15 protein-coding genes and 1 CRISPR repeat array are annotated in these 17,110 nt (G+C 53.6%); of the genes, 9 read left to right on the forward strand and 6 right to left on the reverse strand.

The window, feature by feature from the left end; translation table 11 throughout:
• Positions 1–77 precede the first annotated feature (77 nt).
• The 7 genes from ACT3TR_RS16420 to ACT3TR_RS16450 all read left to right on the forward strand — a co-directional run bounded on the left by ACT3TR_RS16420 (position 78) and on the right by ACT3TR_RS16450 (position 5,342).
• Positions 78–368: a hypothetical protein gene (locus ACT3TR_RS16420; protein WP_444625768.1), complete on the forward strand. Its 291-nt coding sequence runs from the start codon at positions 78–80 to the stop codon at positions 366–368.
• A gap of 44 nt (positions 369–412) precedes the next feature.
• Positions 413–1,078 carry a glutathione S-transferase family protein gene (locus ACT3TR_RS16425; protein ID WP_444625767.1) on the forward strand — a complete coding sequence of 222 codons (666 nt, stop codon included), beginning with the start codon at positions 413–415 and terminating at the stop codon, positions 1,076–1,078.
• Positions 1,079–1,639: 561 nt separating this feature from the next.
• Positions 1,640–2,803: a glycosyltransferase family 4 protein gene (locus ACT3TR_RS16430; RefSeq protein WP_444625766.1), complete on the forward strand. Its 1,164-nt coding sequence runs from the start codon at positions 1,640–1,642 to the stop codon at positions 2,801–2,803.
• Entirely contained in the window at positions 2,766–3,305 is a 540-nt protein-coding gene (locus tag ACT3TR_RS16435; protein ID WP_444625765.1) for a phosphatase PAP2 family protein, read from the forward strand. The genes ACT3TR_RS16430 and ACT3TR_RS16435 overlap by 38 nt, the downstream gene beginning before the upstream one ends.
• A gap of 1,120 nt (positions 3,306–4,425) precedes the next feature.
• The gene (locus ACT3TR_RS16440) at positions 4,426–4,554 is read left to right on the forward strand and encodes an entericidin A/B family lipoprotein (protein ID WP_441669175.1); all 129 of its coding nucleotides are present in this window, start codon (positions 4,426–4,428) and stop codon (positions 4,552–4,554) included.
• Between the two features lie 5 nt (positions 4,555–4,559).
• Complete coding sequence (locus ACT3TR_RS16445) at positions 4,560–5,126, forward strand: YqiA/YcfP family alpha/beta fold hydrolase (protein ID WP_444625827.1); 567 nt, start codon at positions 4,560–4,562, stop codon at positions 5,124–5,126.
• Positions 5,127–5,168: 42 nt separating this feature from the next.
• Positions 5,169–5,342: a DUF6435 family protein gene (locus tag ACT3TR_RS16450; RefSeq protein WP_441686420.1), complete on the forward strand. Its 174-nt coding sequence runs from the start codon at positions 5,169–5,171 to the stop codon at positions 5,340–5,342.
• A 3-nt stretch (positions 5,343–5,345) separates the two neighbouring features.
• Here ACT3TR_RS16450 and ntrC read toward each other — a convergent pair whose 3' ends face one another.
• The 4 genes from ntrC to ACT3TR_RS16470 all read right to left on the reverse strand — a co-directional run bounded on the left by ntrC (position 5,346) and on the right by ACT3TR_RS16470 (position 11,164).
• Positions 5,346–6,779, reverse strand: coding sequence for a nitrogen regulation protein NR(I) (gene ntrC, locus ACT3TR_RS16455; protein WP_444625764.1), 1,434 nt, complete (start codon positions 6,777–6,779; stop codon positions 5,346–5,348).
• Positions 6,772–7,833, reverse strand: coding sequence for a nitrogen regulation protein NR(II) (gene glnL / locus ACT3TR_RS16460; protein WP_096282218.1), 1,062 nt, complete (start codon positions 7,831–7,833; stop codon positions 6,772–6,774). Before glnL ends, ntrC begins: the two co-directional genes overlap by 8 nt.
• Before the next feature lie 292 nt (positions 7,834–8,125).
• Complete coding sequence (gene glnA, locus ACT3TR_RS16465) at positions 8,126–9,532, reverse strand: glutamate--ammonia ligase (RefSeq protein ID WP_444625763.1); 1,407 nt, start codon at positions 9,530–9,532, stop codon at positions 8,126–8,128.
• A gap of 603 nt (positions 9,533–10,135) precedes the next feature.
• Positions 10,136–11,164 (reverse strand): acyltransferase family protein, encoded by a 1,029-nt coding sequence (locus tag ACT3TR_RS16470; protein ID WP_096276450.1) that lies wholly within the window; start codon positions 11,162–11,164, stop codon positions 10,136–10,138.
• A 101-nt stretch (positions 11,165–11,265) separates the two neighbouring features.
• On the opposite strand from ACT3TR_RS16470, the gene ACT3TR_RS16475 reads away from it, so the two are divergent.
• Positions 11,266–12,246: an alpha/beta hydrolase gene (locus ACT3TR_RS16475; RefSeq protein WP_444625762.1), complete on the forward strand. Its 981-nt coding sequence runs from the start codon at positions 11,266–11,268 to the stop codon at positions 12,244–12,246.
• 45 nt (positions 12,247–12,291) lie between these two features.
• Positions 12,292–12,594, forward strand: a complete 303-nt coding sequence (locus ACT3TR_RS16480) for a hypothetical protein (RefSeq protein ID WP_441686441.1) — start codon at positions 12,292–12,294, stop codon at positions 12,592–12,594.
• Between the two features lie 113 nt (positions 12,595–12,707).
• A CRISPR array of direct repeats spans positions 12,708–15,376; the repeat unit is 28 nt; unit sequence TTTCTGAGCTGCCTGGGCGGCAGCGCAC.
• A gap of 129 nt (positions 15,377–15,505) precedes the next feature.
• Here the strand turns inward: ACT3TR_RS16480 and cas6f are convergent.
• Together cas6f and csy3 are read right to left on the reverse strand one after the other, a co-directional pair.
• Positions 15,506–16,075 carry a type I-F CRISPR-associated endoribonuclease Cas6/Csy4 gene (gene cas6f, locus ACT3TR_RS16485; protein WP_444625761.1) on the reverse strand — a complete coding sequence of 190 codons (570 nt, stop codon included), beginning with the start codon at positions 16,073–16,075 and terminating at the stop codon, positions 15,506–15,508.
• Between the two features lie 3 nt (positions 16,076–16,078).
• The gene (gene csy3 / locus ACT3TR_RS16490) at positions 16,079–17,104 is read right to left on the reverse strand and encodes a type I-F CRISPR-associated protein Csy3 (protein ID WP_444625760.1); all 1,026 of its coding nucleotides are present in this window, start codon (positions 17,102–17,104) and stop codon (positions 16,079–16,081) included.
• Positions 17,105–17,110: the final 6 nt, after the last annotated feature.

Genomic DNA, 17,110 nt, shown 5'->3' on the forward strand with positions numbered 1-17,110 from the left:
GCTTACGCGCCCCGGCCTCTTTCTGGCACCTCCAACACCCCGATACGTTTGATTCACTCGTTTCAGAGAGCCTTTTCATGAACACCATTGCCAGGGGTATAGATGCACTCAATGAGTGGTTCGGCCGCCTGATGGCCCCGCTGTTTGCTGTTATCACGCTGATCGAGGCCAGCAAGACCACCACTATGGTAATGCTGGTGGTGGGAAGACACTGCCTTTACCGGAGTGTTTTCCATCGATGCCGCCTGGGGTGGAGATCGTTGGCCTTTACCGCGCGGCAATCCCTTTGTGGCTCTAATCACATTGGCCTGTGTGCTGATAGCCCTATTACTAGCAATTATATTATTGCTGCTGGAAATGGTCTTTAAGTAATTTTTAGTTTTTACATTCAATATAATTTTTAGGAGTACTTATGATTACTTTACACCACTGTATGAGTGCTAGGTCATTTCGGATTTTATGGATGCTGGAAGAGCTGGGGATGGAGTATGATTTGGTGATGCATGACTTTCCCCCAAGGCATTTAGAAAAAGATTACAAAAAAACAAACCCCTTGGGAACTGTTCCAGCATTCTATGATGATAACACCTTTATGACAGAGTCATCGGCAGTGTGCCAATACCTAGCCGACCGCTACTCTGCTAATAAAATGGGGGTTGGAGTAGCGGAACCAAGTTATGGCTGCTATTTAAATTTTCTTCATTTCGGAGAAGCTACACTTACTTTTCCGCAGACCCTTATCCTTAGATACAAGTACTTTGAATCGTTAGAAAGAAGAATAGAACAAGTGGCGAACGATTATGAACGCTGGTTTCTTTCAAGGCTTAAATTTATTAACGATAGACTATTGTCCGAAGATTATATTTGTTCCGGGAGGTTCACTGCTGCCGACGTATCCGTTGGTTACTCCCTAATGCTAGCCTCATATTTAGATATGGAAGAAAAGTTTGGAGATGGCATTAAAAAATACTGGGATAAGCTAAGGAGTAGAGAAGCTTATATGAGGTCATTAAAAATACAAGAGCGTGAAGCTAAAAGGCAATGTGTTTCTTTGACTGCTTCTCCTAGGGTTAGGTAAAATTTTCTCTTACCACAGGTAGGTGATGTTATATTTTACGATTTATTTACCCTGAGGTTTAGAATGAAAGATACGGTCATTGGATAATCTCCCCACCACCAGAGTAGCCAGGGCGTCGTCGATAGTCCTCTCTGATAACGGCCTGAAGCGCCACTCGTAGTAGCCACTTCGTGAGACATGAAGCAGGTTACACATTGTGCGCACAGGAAAGTCGTCACTGTTGTCAGCAATAAACCGCTACTTCACTCGGGCAGGCTTGCGTAGTACCGGGCGGCCTTTTTTAAGATATCTCGGTTCGGCGAAGCTGGGGCATTCCAATTAGCGCTTGAAGATGAGTGCCGGGCCGGGGGAGTAAAAAACGGAACTTCATGCTCATCGTCTTGATCAATTCTTCAGGACAAGGTCATCTAAATCTAAGTCCATCCCGCATTGTTCCCGGTCAGCCACCCTGTTTCTTCCGGACTAATGCCCGCGAGTCATCGCTTATTCATCGGTTTGACTCAGCAGTGTCATTCTCCTCTCCCACACTGCGTATAAACGTGATGAAGGGATGAATCGCTCATGCGGCTCTGTATCGTTAGTGAAACATGGTCACCGGACATCAACGGCGTCGCCCATACGCTGAGCCGGCTAAGCTGTGAGCTCAATCGGCAAGGAGTGCCGGTTGACGTTATTCGCCCACGCCCACGCGTGGCTGGAAATACCACGCGCATTAACCACGAGCTACAGGTTTCACGCGTTGCACTACCCGGCTATACCGATGTCCAGGTGGGCTTGGCAACACCGGCCGCGCTGCGACGATTTTGGCGAACACATCGTCCCGATGTGATCTATTTGGCCACTCAAGGCCCCCTAGGCTGGGCGGCGCGCCAAGCGGCAAAGCGGCTCAACATTCCCCTGGTAGCCGGTTGGCACACCAATTTCGACCACTACTGCAAAGATTACGGCGTCACATGGCTGGCGTCGACGGCCCTTCGCTATCTTCGCTACTTTCATAACGGCTGCGCCTCAACATTGGTGCCTACTCACGCACAGGCTGCTGCGTTAACGCACCAAGGCATTCGAGGCGTTCACGTGCTTTCACGGGGGTTAGACGGCGAGCGGTTTTCACCTGCATACCGTGACCCACAGTTACGTAACCGTTGGGGCGTTAGCGAGCACCAGCCAGTCGCGCTGTACGTTGGTCGATTAGCCGCCGAAAAGAATCTCACCTTACTGCAAGAAAGCTTTCACGCTATGCGTGAAGTGCGCCCCGACATGGCCCAGGTGATCGTGGGTGATGGCCCCGCTCGGGCACAATTACAAAGGGCTCTACCCGATGTGCATTTCACTGGCTTCATTAACCAGGAGGCCCTCGCTCGCCACTATGCTAGTGCCGACTTATTTATTTTTCCCTCGCTTTCAGAAACCTGGGGCAACGTGGTGGGGGAAGCCATGGCTAGCGGCTTGGCAGTGATGGCCTATGATCACGCCGCCAGCGCTGAGCTCATCAGCAGCGGCCGCAATGGCGTCACCGTCACCGCAGGAGATAGTGCTGCGTTTCGCCGGGCAGCGGTAGATCTGTGCCAGCATCCCGCTGACTACGCACGCCTAGGCCGCGTGGCACGCTTACGCGCGCTTGAGCAAAGTTGGTCAGGTATTACCGAGCAGTTTCTGCGTTATTTACACCAAGCCCAGGAGGCACACCATGCGCCCGCGTCCGCTTGTCGTATTCGATCGTCTTGACCTGCTGGAATGGCAGTTTTGCCAGCGTATCTCCCGCCTATCGCTGTACTCGCCGTGGCGTTTCACGCTGCAGGCCGCCAGCCGTTTAGGCGACTGGCCTGCCTGGGCGCTGCTCATCATGGCCCAACCCTGGCTTCAACCGGATGGCGCTTGGCGAGTCATGCAGTACAGCGTCGTCGCGCTGTTTGCCATGGCCGTTTATCGACTGGTGAAAACACGGCTATGCCGCGAGCGACCGTTTATTACCTACGGTGAGGATATTCAGTGCTGCGAACCCGCGCGTGATCGCTACAGCTTTCCTAGCGGCCATACCATGCATGCAGTCATGTTTAGCGTATTAGTCGCCGCGCACACTCCCTGGCTGCTGCCGGTGATTGTGCCGTTAACCCTGCTAATTGCGATTTCGCGCGTGGGCTTGGGATTGCACTACGTAAGCGATGTGCTGGCAGGCGCCGCCTTGGGCTACGCATTTGCGCTGATCAGTCTTTATTGGGTGGGCTAAACGCAAAACGCCCGCTAAGCGGGCGTTTTTCATATGCCTATAAAAATCTCAAAATACGGGCAAATTACTAGAAGACACGAGCCATACTGGAACCGTGGTGGATTACATACCGGGTGGCATGTCGTCGCGCTCATCCAGCCGCGCCATAAAAGATGTTTTAAACATCATATACAGCCCAACGCCCGAAAATCCTAAGAACAAAAAAAACATGCACAACATCAATGCCATGGCCATAGTCTTGTCCCTGTCAGTGTGCGGCTGTGACGTTGACGCCTTCTAACCGCAGCATATTTACACTTGCTAAAAGGATAGACCAAAACAAGGTGTTAATCTGTACAAAATTTTTACTTATGCAAAACCTATGCACAAAAAACATAAAGAACAATATTTATTTACCCTAGTAAACGCCAGACGCAAAAAAGCCACCTCATTTTCATGAGATGGCTGTTTCGCATCGATTCCGGTCCCTGGCGTTGATGAACAGCGCCTCTTTGCGCTGCAACCAATGAGTAAGCGGGTTGTCCTTTTGCTCCCTGTACTTTTACTCGGCTTCCTGCCTTCCTTATGTACTCAGCCCACTCACTCGGTTTTTGAATTTTTGGTTTCTAAGTTCTCAATTCCTAAGTTCTTAACTTCTAAAATCTAGCCCGCCCCATAAGGACGACTTAGACATGACTAATTAAAATGAAAAACGACGCTTAATAACGATGCTCAATAACTGTTGCCTAACCTTGTGTAGCGATGCCTGTCTTTGAATGCAAATCTTTGACTACCTATCGATGGCTGCGATTATCGCTACAAATTAGTTGTTGCACACGCTGGGCCAATTCACCGTATAAAAAAATAAAACATTTAAAAACATATTCTTAAAAAACAAATCACGCTCAAAAACGTCTTTTAAAATACCTAATTAATGTATAGAACTGACACATGCGACATAAGCACACGACATAAGTGCGCATTTCTTTCACTCAGCCGTAGCGAAACGACGCGACAGGGATTAGTTTATTATCTAATGGTGAAAAGTATCTGATGGTGAAAAGAGTGCCCTCGCCAAGGGGTGCCAACCGTTAGCGCTCAGTCAATACTATTAGCAAACTATGCCTTCAAGGAGGCCGCCATGAAATCAGCTGTTGCCATTGGTATTCTCATCATCACCGCGCTGCTTCTCAGCGGCTGCAATACTATTCGCGGCGCAGGGGAAGACATTGAACAGGGTGGCCAGGCTATCCAACGCTCAGCGGAATAACGATGATGATGACTGTTTACTTGTCTCACGGCTTGGAGAGCGGGCCGGGTGCATTGAAAACTCAAGCACTGAAGAGCATCGCCGAAAAGCTGGACGACTGCGAACCCGTCGTCATGGACTACCGGGGTATGGCAGAACCGCAGCAACGCCTAACTCACCTGCTGGCGGTGTTGGCCGAACGTGGAGATGACCCCGCCTGCTGCGTGCTAGCAGGCTCAAGCTTAGGTGGCTGGCTAAGTGCGACGGTCAGTGCCCAGCAGCCGGTGCTGGGCTGTTTTCTCTTGGCCCCGGCTCTGGGTTTAATTGATTACCCTGAAACGTCCCCCAACATTCAAGCACGCCATACTCACATTATTCACGGCTGGCGTGATGATGTGATTGCTCCGGGGCCAGTGATCGAACGCGCCCGCCTTCAGCGGCTGTCGCTACGCATGGTCGATGACGATCATCGTCTGCATGCCTGCCTCGATACGATATTGCTCGATTTCGAACGCTTCTTACATCAGTGCGGTGCCGATGCCCGTCAAGCCCTTGCCGGCCAACATACAACAAACATTCGACACGAGCCTTAAAAAGCTATACAAATAGTATACATTTCAGTGCGGAGTTTGCTCATGTTAGGCATGTTTAAGCGCGACCCCAAAAAGAAACTGCAGCAAGGTTATGAACGCAAACTTCAGGCGGCGATGGAGGCATCACGTAATGGCGACATGCGCGCCAACGCCACGCTGACGGAAGAAGCCGAGGCCATCAGGGCCGAGATCCTGCGTATAGAAGCGCAACAATAGCGCTCACTCATCTGCCAGCGCCGGTAATAGCGTTTTCAATTTACGGGTCAGCGTATTGCGTCCCCAACCAAGCAGCTCTGCTGCCTCCCCTTTGCGACCGCCGGTATGCTTCAAGGCAGTCTCAATTAAAATCCGTTCGAAATCCGGCACCGCTTCTTCCAGCAAATGCGTGTGGCCCTCTGCCAACGCACGGTCGGCCCAATCGCGAAACGCCGTGCGCCAGTCGCCGTGAACACGGCTATCCGTGGCGTTGGGCGAACGCAGTTCGGGAGGCAGATCCTCAACAAGAATTTCACGCCCTGAGGCCATGACGGTCAGCCAGCGGCAGATGTTTTCTAGCTGACGGACGTTGCCAGGCCACGGCAAATGCGTCAGATGTGTTTCTGCTTCACTGGTGAGCACTTTAATATCGGTGGTTAGCTCTTTTGCCGCTTCGGCTAAAAAATGCCGCGTTAGCCGGGGAATGTCTTCGCGCCGCTCAGCAAGCTTGGGCAGATGAATGCGAATCACGTTCAACCGATGGAATAGATCTTCGCGAAAGCGACCATCGTCCACCAGTACCTCTAAATTTTGATGGGTAGCGGCGATAATGCGCACATCGACCCTGACCGGCGTATGCCCCCCGACGCGATAAAACTCACCGTCGGCCAGCACACGTAGCAAGCGCGTTTGGGTTTCAGCGGGCATGTCGCCAATTTCATCTAGAAACAGCGTGCCGCCGTTGGCCTGTTCAAAGCGCCCTTGGCGCTGCTGCGCGGCCCCTGTAAAGGCGCCTTTCTCATGGCCAAACAGCTCCGATTCAATCAAGTCGCGTGGAATGGCCGCCATGTTTAAGGCGATAAACGGCTTTCCTGATCGCGGGCTATGCTGATGAAGCGCCTGGGCGACACGCTCTTTACCGGTGCCAGACTCACCGTTAATCAACACCGTGATATGCGAGTGCGAAAGCCTGCCAATCGCGCGAAATACTTCCTGCATCGCCGGGGCTTCACCAATAATTTCGGTATTTAAGCCTTCCGGCACAGTGGCCGGGCGCTGACGTTCGCGCTCACGGGCATGCGCCACCGCGCGGCGTACTAACGCCAGCGCTTCATCAACATCAAACGGCTTGGGCAGGTACTCAAACGCGCCGCCTTGATAAGAAGCGACGGCGCTGTCTAAATCGGAGTGCGCCGTCATTACAATGACCGGCAGGTCAGGATGCGCCTCGCGGACTCGCGACATTAAATCCAACCCATCGATACCCGGCATACGAATATCGGTCACCAACACATCCGGCGGGCTTTCCAGCACGCGGGCCAATGCAACATCCGCACGCTCGATGCATTCAACGTCAAGATCGGGTTGCGCTAATGCGCGTTCAAGTACCCAACGGATAGCGCGATCGTCATCGACAATCACCACCCGCGCAACATCAGTACGTGTCGCCTCAGTCATGACGTTTCTCCGGTGAAATTAAGACCAATGGAATCAGTAAGCGAAACTCGGTATGTCCGGCTCGGGAATCGCATTCAATCAACCCTTGATGTTGGTGCAAAATCGACTGGGCAATAGATAGCCCAAGGCCACTGCCTTCAGCACGCCCCGATACCATGGGGTAAAAAAGCGTTTCGTGTAGCGCATCGGGAACGCCAGGGCCGTTATCAATAACCGCAACTTCACTGACTAAGCGGTGACGCTCTGCACCGAGGGTAAACTGGCGCCGGGCACGAGTACGCAGTATTAGGGTGGGCTCAGGCGTTTGGGCATCGCTCATGGCCTGCACCGCATTACGCGCCACGTTGAGCACGGCTTGAATTACCTGCGATTCATCGCCGGAAAGATCGGGCAAGCTAGGGTCATAATCGCGATTAATAGCCACATCGGGATGCTCAGCCATTAATAGCGTGCGTACGCGTTCCAGCACCCGGTGAATATTCACCGGCTCATGTTTAAGAATCCGATTGGGGCCCAGCATGGAATCGACCAGATCGCGAAGCCGATCCACTTCTTCCACAATAATGTGGGTATATTCGCGCAGCGCCGGATCGTCTAAATCTCGCTCTAGCAGCTGTGCGGCACCACGAATACCGCCTAGCGGGTTTTTAACTTCGTGGGCAAGCCCTCGGGCTAATATCTTGATGGTTTCTTGGCGCGTGGTCAGCGCCTCTTCTCGGGAGATCTGCATCAATCGATCGCGAGGCTCTACTTCCAGCAGCAGCTCATTGTCTGATAGCGGCGTGACCGTATAGTCGACCGTCAGCGGATCGCTATTCAGCGGCGTAATACGCGCCTCACGCTGGGTATAAGGGTGAAAGGCATCGCGGGCCTTGGCCAACACCTCATCAATGCTTTCATCACCGCCTAGTAACGTATCCAGGCTGCTCCCACGCACACGGCTCAGGCTAACCGCTAACAGCGCCTCGGCCGCTGGATTCATCCAGCGCACGCTCAGCTCGCCATCTAGCAGCAATACTGCCGTAGTGAGATGTTCGAGCAAGCGCTGGTGCATTGCATGCTCTGAGAAACCGTCCTGAGAAATCGCGTCTTCCATCGCCATTACAGACCTACAGGTGGATGATGAATGAGAGACTGCAATAAGCGCGCCAATTACGCACCTATGCCCGATTGCACGGCCTGCGAGCAACGTAATACCAAGAATCGAGCCCTTTTATCGCATCGCACTGCACTAACGCTTTTATTATTGCACCAACTTGGTGCTCGCTATAAAAAAACCCCGCCGAAGCGGGGTTTATCACTGCTATTAACATCTCGCCAGCAACAGTCAACGGCTAATGCGCTGATTAGCAGCTGTAGTACATATCAAACTCAATCGGGTGAGTCGTCATGCGAACACGATTAACTTCTTCCATTTTGAGCTCAATGTAAGCATTGATCATATCGTCAGTGAACACGCCACCTTCGGTCAAGAACGCACGGTCAGCGTCGAGCGCTTCCAATGCTTGATCCAAACTGTTCGCGACCGTAGGGATCGCCTTACCTTCTTCTGGCGGCAGATCGTACAAGTTCTTATCCATGGCGTCGCCAGGGTGAATCTTGTTTTTAATGCCGTCGATACCAGCCATCAACATGGCAGAGAACGCCAGGTACGGGTTAGCGGTCGGATCAGGGAAGCGAGCTTCTACGCGCTTGCCTTTCGGGCTAGCGGTGTAAGGAATACGAATAGAAGCTGAACGGTTACGCGCGCTGTAGGCCAGCATTACCGGCGCTTCGTAGCCAGGCACCAGACGCTTGTACGAGTTGGTAGAAGCGTTGGTGAACGCGTTCAACGCACGAGCGTGCTTGATGATGCCGCCAATGTAGTAAAGCGCCATTTCAGACAGGCCTGCGTACTCATCACCGGCGAACTGGTTGTTACCATCTTTCCAGAACGACTGGTGGACGTGCATACCAGAACCGTTGTCGCCTACTAGCGGCTTGGGCATGAAGGTGGCCGTTTTACCGTAAGCGTGCGCCACGTTGTGGATCACGTACTTCATTTCCTGCACTTCGTCAGCTTTCTTCACCAGCGTATTGAATCTAACGCCGATTTCGTTCTGACCTGCGTTGGCAACTTCGTGGTGATGAACTTCCACGGTCTGGCCAATCGCCTCCAACGTATTACACATAGCGCCACGAATATCATGGAAGCTATCAACCGGCGGAACCGGGAAGTAGCCGCCTTTCAGGCGCGGACGGTGGCCCAAGTTACCACCTTCCACGACGCTGTCAGTCGCCCAAGCGCCTTCATCAGAAGAGATTTTGTACATGGAACCCTGCATGTCGGTTTTCCAATGTACTTCGTCAAAGATAAAGAATTCAGGCTCAGGACCAAAGAAGGCGGTGTCGCCAAGGCCTGTAGACTGCAGAAACGCTTCTGCACGCTTAGCGATGGAGCGCGGATCACGATCATAGCCTTGCATCGTCGCAGGTTCGATGATGTCGCAACGCAGCACCAGCGTAGCGTCTTCAGTGAAAGGATCGAGGTAGGCAGAGCCGTCCTCTGGGCTCAGAATCATGTCGGATTCGTTGATGCCCTTCCAGCCGCCGATGGAAGAACCATCAAACATCTGGCCATTTTCAAAAAACTCTTCGGTCACGTCGCGAGCAGGCACGGTGACATGGTGTTCTTTACCGAGCGTATCAGTGAAACGCAGGTCTACCCACTTAACATCATGTTCTTCAATTAGCGCTATGGTCTTGGCTGACATAGTGTCCTCCGGTATGAGCGTGGCTTAAAGCTAACGACAGTAAGCTACCGATAAAAGTGTTGTGCGACAAAATACGTGCAAAAACGCACGCCTGTCATTTTTTGCTCCCCAAGCGCTTGCTGAAAAATATAAACAAAGCGCTGAGCGAGCCTTTCAGGCCGGCTATCGTTTTATCATGCCGCAAGGCTTCTGCCTACGACCTGTAGCCGCTGTAAAACCTACTGCACAGGAGAAAGCATAGATCATGCCAACACTGCACCATTATGGTATTAAAAAACAACAACCATTTGTTTTATAAACATTAAAAAATACTCTTTAGTGCCTCGTGATGGCGCATAGCGCGCTCACTGAAGCCAGGCAGGGGCTAAAAACACGCTCAATGCACCAAAATAGAACAAAAACACCCGTCAATGCCCCAAAAAGGGGCGCTCGACATGATGGTGCTCTTGTTTGGCTCGCACATTTTTTCTTGTTACCTAAAGAAATAATACACTGCGATAAGCTACATTATGGGAAGTTAACACTCACGGAGTCGGCTGCGTCAAACACGCTTAGTACTGCATACACGCTGCGCCTTTAATGCCTATTTTACGCCTTCCGCCCTTAAGCCACTTTAAGCTGTTTACCAAACAACATCGCCCCCAGCGTAAAGGTATTCGCCAGCTTATTAAGCGCTACCGACCCCACTATGCCCACCACGATAAGCACCAAGGCATATACCACAACCGGCAACGCCAGCGGCGCAACGGCCAAATCGGCCAGCACAAAAAACATGGGGTGCGCTAAGTAAATGCCAAACGAATGCGCATTCACGTGACGTACCCACACCGGCACCGGTCGCCCGGCTAAGTAGCGCATCGCGCAAAGCGTAAACAGCACAAAAAAAGGGATCACCCATACTTCTTTCGATGAGAAGGCCAGCTGGCCCGCGAAAGTGCCCGCAATGATCAGCGCAACGAGCAGCGCCAGCCAAACGGGCTGAGCCAGTCGCTGCATCCAAGTTGGCCGTAGGGCAAGCACGCTTTCTGGCGCTAGCGGGTAATAACGTACCAGCACCAATGCTAAGAAAAACACATAGATCCAACCTAGTGGCGCGACCCACAGCAAGTAGCCGGGCAGGTCAATACCCAACCAGTAAGCAAGCCCCCAGTAGGCCATACTGATCACACAAGAGCCCCATAACCATGGCACCGGATTTAAGCGCCACAGCTGAAAGCGTGTAAACAGCCAGTACGCCATATAAAACTGCATCGCAATGATTAAAAAATAGCCGTGCCAACCCGCGTAGACAAAATACTCAATGGCATTGGCGATAAACCCCACTGGCTCATCCGATCCTTGTAAGCGCACCCACTCGGCCGTTGAGTAAATAAAGCCGTACACAAAATACGGCACCATCACATATTTTACGCGCTGGATGAGAAAACCTTCTGGCACCGATTTATCGTAGCGAACGGCAAAAACAAACACCGAAATAAACAGAAAAATGGGCGTACCCAACACAAGTGGCAAGCGCAAGAGATCGGTGGCAACGTTATCAACGCGTTGATTCACATGGTCTAATAGGTGAAATAAAAAAACGGCGATGCAGCCGTAAGCACGCAGCCAATAAATCTCTTCAACTTTCCGCATTGGGCCTCCCGCCGCTACACAACGCCATCCTTACTATAATGAACATCTAATGCCGTCCCGTTGTCCGACCTTATTGAACCGTTTTAATTCCCGGAGGCAAGGTGCCCAAACTCAAGCTATCGCTGTGCTCGTACCGATCTCAAGCCCTTTTAACAGCGCTAATTGGGTGGCTAACGTTTAGCGGCCACAGTTTGGCCAGCGAGGTTGAGCATCATCAATTCTTCTCACCCACGCTCGGCTACGACTATCCGTACAGCGTTTATTTACCCGATCATTATGACGCTCAGGCGACAGACGCGTACCCGGTTATCTATATGCTGCACGGCTCGTTTGGAACCGACCGCGACTGGGTGTCACGCGGCAACCTGCAGCAAGTCGCCGACAGGTTAATTAGCGCAGGGCACATTCCTCCTGCCGTTTATATTATGCCCGGCAGCCGCAGCTGGTGGGTAGATGGCTACAACGAGCCCGCTCGCAGCGCGTTTTTTAACGATTTAATGCCCCACGTGGAAGCTACCTACCGTGTAGGCCAAGAACGCCGCCTACGTGGCGTTGCCGGCCTTTCAGCCGGTGGCTATGGCGCGCTTAACTTCGCGCTGGAACGGCCTGACTTATTCGCCGCTGTTGCAGCGTTAAGCCCTGCCAGCTACTCACCGCAGCCACCGCGCAACTCATCGGCCCATCGTCATCCGGCCTTTCTCGATGAACAGGGTCGGTTTGATCCTGACCTGTGGGAATCGCTCAACTATACCGCTCATCTTGAGGAGTACCGGCTACGCGTAACACCTCGCGGCGCTGGACAAGAGGCCGAGACTCCACCCGTGCCGCTGTATATCAGCGCGGGGCGCAGTGACGTTTACGACGCTGAGTTTCATGCCCGCCTAATGCGCCAAGCCATGGAGCGCATTCAACCTAACGACGTGCGTCTCGACCTTTATCCTGGCGGCCACACTTGGCAAGTCTGGCGCGCCAGCTTACCGGCCGCGCTCAACTTCTTATTTCAATACGTTGGGCAAGAAAACAGCGTGGAAACAACAGAAAAATCAGCGGAGGAGCACAGCACAGAGGAAGTGAGCGGCTGAACGCACTACACTGCAGAAACACCCAACACGATAAGGAAAACAGCGATGCATCAACATATCGAATGGGACGCCCCAGGCAGCGCCAGCGTATCTGAGTACTTTAAGAACGACCCTGACCATCACGCCCCCGACTCGGGCGATATTATTTCCGCGCGCTACCAAGGCGCTATGGTACGCGTCAAAGTAGAAGCCTATCGAGAAGATGACGCCGTTAGCATTGGCGAAGTGGCCGCGATCATTGACGCCAACGGCGGCCGCCACCAGCGCCATGAAAAACTGGAAGTCGGCAACATGGTCAGAGTGCCCGACGACAAACGCGCCATGGAAACGTCACCGAAAGAAGGTTAAACGCACTAGCGTTGATAACGCAGCACTGAAAGCCACCTTACGGGGTGGCTTTTTTGTGGGTGGTGTTGCTCTGAGCCGAACGGCAGAAGCCACTCCGAAAACCACGGCCTAACTTTCTGAGCTGCCTGGGCGGCAGTGCACGGCCAATATCCCAATCGCCGGGCATTTCGTGATTTCTGAGCTGCCTGGGCGGCAGCGCACGGCGTAACCGGCACTCAACCGCCATCGCATGGTTTCTGAGCTGCCTGGGCGGCAGCGCACATAGACTGTGAGCTTCGTGACATCTACGAGTCGTTTCTGAGCTGCCTGGGCGGCAGCGCACACCATCATCATCGCGGCGCGCTTAATATCCACTTTCTGAGCTGCCTGGGCGGCAGCGCACCAGAGGCTGCGTTTGTCGATGCGCCTAATTACTTTCTGAGCTGCCTGGGCGGCAGCGCACTGAAAAGATGAAAGCAAGAGTCTTAGCACTCATTTCTGAGCTGCCTGGGCGGCAGCGCACGAATACCGCCGAGCAAACTTCAAGATTCTGTATTTCTGAGCTGCCTGGGCGGCAGCGCACGAATAATTAGCCATTATCGTCAACCTTCTTACTTTCTGAGCTGCCTGGGCGGCAGCGCACAAGCCTGCCTGCTGGTCTTCATAGCCCACACATTTCTGAGCTGCCTGGGCGGCAGCGCACAGTGCGCGGCGCTTCTCGTATGGGTTTTAGTCTTTCTGAGCTGCCTGGGCGGCAGCGCACGTCGCTGCTGGGGAGGCGCTGCCCCCTTTGTTTTTCTGAGCTGCCTGGGCGGCAGCGCACGAAAGAGAGCTGGAACCGCCTTAAAGATGTATTTTCTGAGCTGCCTGGGCGGCAGCGCACAGGCTCGCTACAGCGCAGCGGCAGTGGCAACTTTTCTGAGCTGCCTGGGCGGCAGCGCACCCCCAGGACGTTGGGCCTAATGGTGTGACGTTTTTCTGAGCTGCCTGGGCGGCAGCGCACTGAGCGCTGTTTTAGCGCCTCGCGGTCGTATTTTTCTGAGCTGCCTGGGCGGCAGCGCACTGCTATCAGTGAACTGAAAACCGGTGTTTTTATTTCTGAGCTGCCTGGGCGGCAGCGCACACTGCGACTGGCCGAAAATCCTACGCTTCAATTTTCTGAGCTGCCTGGGCGGCAGCGCACCGGATGCAGCGCGTAACGCTTTCGGTGGCCCATTTCTGAGCTGCCTGGGCGGCAGCGCACAATGCCAAACAATAAAACTATTCACACGGTTGTTTCTGAGCTGCCTGGGCGGCAGCGCACCGCAGCATTTACCGGATATTGAACACCGCGACTTTCTGAGCTGCCTGGGCGGCAGCGCACGGATCAACAATAATGGAAATTGTGATCTTTTCTTTCTGAGCTGCCTGGGCGGCAGCGCACCCACGCAGTGCCCTAACGTCACGATGGTTAGTTTTCTGAGCTGCCTGGGCGGCAGCGCACGTGATGGCCTTTCTTGCGTCTGCGAGTTTTTTTTCTGAGCTGCCTGGGCGGCAGCGCACCATGTCGATGTCATCGTCGGCAATCCCCACCTTTTCTGAGCTGCCTGGGCGGCAGCGCACCTATTCGCCATTCTCGCTCATGACCGCCTATGTTTCTGAGCTGCCTGGGCGGCAGCGCACGCGCAGGCTTTTTAGCGTCATGCCATCATTTATTTCTGAGCTGCCTGGGCGGCAGCGCACGTGTTGAGGGCGGCGAGTAGATGATCCCGTTGTTTCTGAGCTGCCTGGGCGGCAGCGCACTTGAAGCGACTATCATGCTTCCGCGTGGGCTTGTTTCTGAGCTGCCTGGGCGGCAGCGCACGATCCAGGGATGGCTACCCACTCCATTATCAATTTCTGAGCTGCCTGGGCGGCAGCGCACTTGCGCCTAAGCCTTTACCATCGGCACGCTCATTTCTGAGCTGCCTGGGCGGCAGCGCACCCATAGCCCGCATTGTGGGCACCTGGGGTTTTTTTCTGAGCTGCCTGGGCGGCAGCGCACGTCCGCATATAGCCATGTTTTCAGTTGTTCAGTTTCTGAGCTGCCTGGGCGGCAGCGCACGGCGTGGCGGCTGTTGCTGAGGCGTGGGCATTTTTCTGAGCTGCCTGGGCGGCAGCGCACTCACTTCTTCCGAACTGACGCTAAGTTGGCCGTTTCTGAGCTGCCTGGGCGGCAGCGCACTTCGGTAAAGAAAAAATGACCTGGCACGCGATTTTCTGAGCTGCCTGGGCGGCAGCGCACTTTACGTCGTTGATACGGCCGCATTCCAATACTTTCTGAGCTGCCTGGGCGGCAGCGCACCCGAGGCCGAGCTCCCGGATCTGTCCGATGCTTTTCTGAGCTGCCTGGGCGGCAGCGCACCATTGTGTTGGTTGCTTTCGGCAGCGGCCCCATTTCTGAGCTGCCTGGGCGGCAGCGCACCGGCGGTTAGTCACTATCGTTAAATTTGTGTTTTTCTGAGCTGCCTGGGCGGCAGCGCACATTGCGATGGTCATAGCCGCGCAAATTACGGCTTTCTGAGCTGCCTGGGCGGCAGCGCACCCAAGCTGCGCTTCCACAAGCTCTTGCCGCTGTTTCTGAGCTGCCTGGGCGGCAGCGCACAGATTAGAGAGAACACACCCCACTCGTCTTGTTTTCTGAGCTGCCTGGGCGGCAGCGCACGAGCCAATATCAACGAATGGCCGCCCGTTATCTTTCTGAGCTGCCTGGGCGGCAGCGCACCTGCCGTTGGACTCTCCCAGCGTAGTCGTACCTTTCTGAGCTGCCTGGGCGGCAGCGCACTAGAGCTTACCAAAAATAAAAGGCTGATTGTTAAAGAGCTTTAGCCAAAAAAAGCGGTATCACCCTTTTTCGAGAGAAACCGCTAAGTGATTGATTACTGGTCGTCCTTTTTCATGCTAGAAAAAAGGGTCAAAACCAGGGCACAGTGGCATCACTGCTTAATCCATAATGGTTAAACGTCCCTGCAACTGGCTGCCCCTGCGGCTTGCTGTGCTGTATGAACAGAGCAAACCGCTGTTGCGTAGAGCGACTATTGATCTGCACAAAGGGCAGTTCAATGCGCTTTTCCGCTACCTTGGCGTAGATTTGTCGCGCTGCTTCTTCAGAAATCTCATGCCGTTTGGCATAGCGCTTTGCGCGGCTGAGGCTTCCTGTATTGAACTGCTTACGCGCTACGTTGATGTGCTTTGCATCGATAGGCACCGCCAATATTTCACTGATGCTAACGTGGTCACGCATACCGGTCAGCCAGTTTACGGTCATCAGTTGCCCAAGGTTTGCCTGAGTGCCATGCACGCGCAGCTTTACCCCTAATGTACGAGCGCGAACGCCGTGCTTACATAACGGAAAGCTTACGCCGATACCGTTTGCTTCTAGGTCGAAAAGTGCCCGGTGCAACTTGTTGTAAAGCGCGCCCATTAACATTGCCGGGGCAAAGTCAGGGTCGGGCCTCAAACGAATGTCGATATAGTGATCCATGGTTTACCCCGCTTCGCCGAACACACCGCCACGAATCAGGGTCGCCATGACAAAGTGCTGGTCTTCCTTCGTAGGCACTTGATCCTTGATCATCCAGTTATCTAGGAGTGAATAGAAATCAGCTTTCTGCTTGGGCTGGCGGTACGCTTTACCCTGGGTGGTCACTGAGCCATACGGCTCAACGGCAATAGGGCCTAGATCTTCATCGTTCTCATTGGGGTACCAGGTGTCGATGGTGCGAATGGCGTTACCCAGTTTCTGCGAGTGAATACCGGCGATCTTGCTGATGTGATAAAGCGTTTTGCTCTTATCACCCCGGCCCCGATCAAGAATCAGCTCTTGCGAAGGGAACACTTCTTGGCCACTGCCCACACGCACATAAGCCACTACCTCTAGCAGTAAGTGCTCCTCACCGGCCAGTGCGGAGGCGATAACACCGGCGAGTTCTTTAAGCTCGGCGGTGTCTTCGAAGGCCCGCAACGATAGCGACAGTGCATCAAACGTCCACTCTTTGGTGGTTTTACCCTGCGCCAATTGGCGAACGCTTACTTCAACTTGCTCTGCGCCCATGCGGTTACGCCACAGAAAGCGGCCATTAGCGAGGTTATTGGCATAGCGATGCGCCAGCTCGCCAAAGCCTTGCGCTTGCTTATACTCGGCAACTGCCTGTTCCAGCTTGGCTTGGTACTCAGCGTTATTACAGGCCGAAGGCGTTCCAGCACCCGCCAGTACGCGCAGCGTAAAACGAGCAACCAAGGTGTCTGCATCGTGGGGCAGCGTAGCGACATCTACCGTTTGCAGGTTGGGGTTTTCAATCGCCGCGTCTAGCTTAGCGGGGTCTTGGTCTTTGGCTTTCAGGCGGTTAGAAATGGTGCCGCGCACCGACTTTTCGCGCACTTCTACCGGCTGCCACTGCGGTTCATCTTGCCGCTTATCCCAACTGCTGGCGTAAAGCAGGGCATCGGAAGGATCAAGCTTGCGCTCAAAGGCGAGGACGGAAGCGGTTTTAAGGGTATCGTTTTTAGCCATGATAAA

This window comes from Halomonas sp. AOP12-B1-6 (genome assembly GCF_052379225.1).
GTDB lineage: Bacteria > Pseudomonadota > Gammaproteobacteria > Pseudomonadales > Halomonadaceae > Vreelandella > Vreelandella casei.

Bases quoted from the DNA above. Each gene is read 5' to 3' on its own strand.
- ACT3TR_RS16420 (WP_444625768.1), top strand. From the start codon at position 78: ATGAACACCATTGCCAGGGGTATAGATGCACTCAATGAGTGGTTCGGC.
- ACT3TR_RS16425 (WP_444625767.1), top strand. From the start codon at position 413: ATGATTACTTTACACCACTGTATGAGTGCTAGGTCATTTCGGATTTTA.
- ACT3TR_RS16430 (WP_444625766.1), top strand. From the start codon at position 1,640: ATGCGGCTCTGTATCGTTAGTGAAACATGGTCACCGGACATCAACGGC.
- ACT3TR_RS16435 (WP_444625765.1), top strand. From the start codon at position 2,766: ATGCGCCCGCGTCCGCTTGTCGTATTCGATCGTCTTGACCTGCTGGAA.
- ACT3TR_RS16440 (WP_441669175.1), top strand. From the start codon at position 4,426: ATGAAATCAGCTGTTGCCATTGGTATTCTCATCATCACCGCGCTGCTT.
- ACT3TR_RS16445 (WP_444625827.1), top strand. From the start codon at position 4,560: ATGATGACTGTTTACTTGTCTCACGGCTTGGAGAGCGGGCCGGGTGCA.
- ACT3TR_RS16450 (WP_441686420.1), top strand. From the start codon at position 5,169: ATGTTAGGCATGTTTAAGCGCGACCCCAAAAAGAAACTGCAGCAAGGT.
- ntrC (WP_444625764.1), bottom strand. From the start codon at position 6,779: ATGACTGAGGCGACACGTACTGATGTTGCGCGGGTGGTGATTGTCGAT.
- glnL (WP_096282218.1), bottom strand. From the start codon at position 7,833: ATGCACCAGCGCTTGCTCGAACATCTCACTACGGCAGTATTGCTGCTA.
- glnA (WP_444625763.1), bottom strand. From the start codon at position 9,532: ATGTCAGCCAAGACCATAGCGCTAATTGAAGAACATGATGTTAAGTGG.
- ACT3TR_RS16470 (WP_096276450.1), bottom strand. From the start codon at position 11,164: ATGCGGAAAGTTGAAGAGATTTATTGGCTGCGTGCTTACGGCTGCATC.
- ACT3TR_RS16480 (WP_441686441.1), top strand. From the start codon at position 12,292: ATGCATCAACATATCGAATGGGACGCCCCAGGCAGCGCCAGCGTATCT.
- cas6f (WP_444625761.1), bottom strand. From the start codon at position 16,075: ATGGATCACTATATCGACATTCGTTTGAGGCCCGACCCTGACTTTGCC.
- csy3 (WP_444625760.1), bottom strand. From the start codon at position 17,104: ATGGCTAAAAACGATACCCTTAAAACCGCTTCCGTCCTCGCCTTTGAG.